General features: G+C 38.3%; 4 protein-coding genes. All 4 read right to left on the reverse strand.

All coding sequences use genetic code 11. From position 1 onward, the window contains the following. Positions 1–244 (reverse strand): hypothetical protein (locus tag H7844_15840; GenBank protein MEO5358751.1); only part of this gene is annotated, 244 nt, incomplete at its 3' end. Between the two features lies 1 nt (position 245). Continuing rightward, positions 246–416, reverse strand: a complete 171-nt coding sequence (locus tag H7844_15845) for a helix-turn-helix domain-containing protein (protein ID MEO5358752.1) — start codon at positions 414–416, stop codon at positions 246–248. A gap of 240 nt (positions 417–656) precedes the next feature. Next, positions 657–1,061 (reverse strand): hypothetical protein, encoded by a 405-nt coding sequence (locus H7844_15850; GenBank protein ID MEO5358753.1) that lies wholly within the window; start codon positions 1,059–1,061, stop codon positions 657–659. Beyond that, complete coding sequence (locus H7844_15855; protein ID MEO5358754.1) at positions 1,054–1,545, reverse strand: DUF4065 domain-containing protein; 492 nt, start codon at positions 1,543–1,545, stop codon at positions 1,054–1,056. Before H7844_15855 ends, H7844_15850 begins: the two co-directional genes overlap by 8 nt. Between the last annotated feature and the right edge of the window lie 313 nt (positions 1,546–1,858).

Here is a 1,858-nt window from a genome sequence, read left to right on the forward strand (position 1 = left end):
TCCTTAATTCACAGGCAGCCTCTCCAAAAGCCGTTTTTAACTCACTCAGGCCGGTTACTAAAACGTCATCTTGTTGCTTTTCGTATTCGGCTTTAAACTCAGGGTTTTTAAGCCAAGCATAAAAAATCGGCTTTGCAATACCAGCCTTCTCTACCCCCTCTGTAATAGTTCTGCTTGAGAGGATAACAGGAATAACAGCCTTTTGCTTTTTAGTTAGATTTAGTTTATTTTTGTTAGGTTCCACTCTACAGCCCTTTACCGGTATCAATAAGCGCCGTTATATCAGAAGGCTTAAAGAGATTTTTCCGGCTTATCCTCACCGGAGTAAGCAAGCCCTTATTTATCAAACGGTACACGGTAGCTATAGATATGTTGAGAATCAAAGTTATCTCTTTCATTGTTTGTAATCTTTCCATAATAAATTATGTCTCTATATGTATTAATTTGTCAATTATTGATTTACTTTATAGTATTAATGCTCTACAAATAATTAGCCTCTGATTTTGAGTATAAGCTTCGTAGTGCACATATTACCCGAAAGACAGAGAGATTTCCCCTGTGAAATCAAAACAGCTCACTGTTGGCCATTACAGCAAGTTTAGGGCGTATAATGTCTGTGGGGTACAAGTGAGTCAAAACAAAGTACTGATGTTTTTTCAGTATAAATTATGGTTAGGGTCAACAAAGATGAGGTTCAATATATCACGTTCTCTTATACCTACTAAACGTCCTTTGTGTGAGAATCGGAAAACCATAACTTTTTTAACTTCTTCGGTAATGTCGGGTGGCATTTTAACCTTCAGTTCAGTAATCGGAATCTTCTCATATCCCAATCCTGATTTCGGTTCTTTGTGAATGCCTTTCCATTGCCTTTGTCCAAGTAGTAGCAGCTTATCTGCAACAGCAGCCTTATCGCTTATCACAATGAGACAAACAAAAGTCCTGACCTCTACCCATATAACGAAAAGAGAAAGCGATATTATGTTCTTCGTAATCAGGAGGAGGTTTTTAACCTCTAAACGGTTGCTTTTTTTGTAAGAGTGGCTTTTGGTTTTAGGCATTACGCACGTATTTTACTAAGTCTTCAGTCATTGCCTCATGCGTTATAATTGTACCTGTACCCTTGTCATAGGCTTGTTTCCAACACATATCTTCATGAGCAATATCCTTAAGTCGTATAGCAGAAAACTGTCCGAAAACATCAAATATTTCATCTAAAAACTCACGGTCATTTTCAGCAATTACATCTGGCGTAAAGTTTTCCGGAGGAGGGATGCTCCCTGCTCCAGACTCTTTATACCTATGATAAAGAGTAGGGATAACCGGTCCGTATGTCCATGCTTCAATAGATTCCTCAAAAAGAGGTTTTTTGAAGAAGATAAGATATAACCCTTGTGCATAATATACAAGCTTTTGAAGCTTGAGGTTAGAAATAAGCTCTTCTCCCTCTTCTGCTTTAAAAAGAAAGTAATTAGCTATATCATTACAAGAATACACACCGGATACCTCTTGTTTAATATTTAAAGTATTAACCGTAGTTGCCATACTCTTACTTTATCACTAAAAACAAAAAAAATGCAACACCCTTGACAGCCTCAACATTTCTATGGTACTTTTAAAGCGTTCAGTGTAAAGGGTTGTCCACGCACCTTAGCAGTGGTTTTTTAGTTTTTAAGGCATTATTAATGATGTTGCCGACTGTCCCACCAACCGTGAGGCGTGGGCGGCTCTTTACGCCGGAACAGCAGTCGGCATATTTTATGCCTAAAATGTTCAGAGTAAAGAGGTGTAGCATGTCAACACGCAAAGTACAAACCAGACCTCACCAAACATCAGTAAACCCATCACAAGCTATCGG

The sequence above is a fragment of the Nitrospirae bacterium YQR-1 genome, from assembly GCA_039908095.1.
Lineage (GTDB): Bacteria > Nitrospirota > Thermodesulfovibrionia > Thermodesulfovibrionales > Magnetobacteriaceae > Magnetomonas.

Excerpts from the sequence above, each read along its gene's own strand:
- H7844_15845 (MEO5358752.1), bottom strand. The coding sequence starts at position 416 with ATGGAAAGATTACAAACAATGAAAGAGATAACTTTGATTCTCAACATA.
- H7844_15850 (MEO5358753.1), bottom strand. The coding sequence starts at position 1,061 with ATGCCTAAAACCAAAAGCCACTCTTACAAAAAAAGCAACCGTTTAGAG.
- H7844_15855 (MEO5358754.1), bottom strand. The coding sequence starts at position 1,545 with ATGGCAACTACGGTTAATACTTTAAATATTAAACAAGAGGTATCCGGT.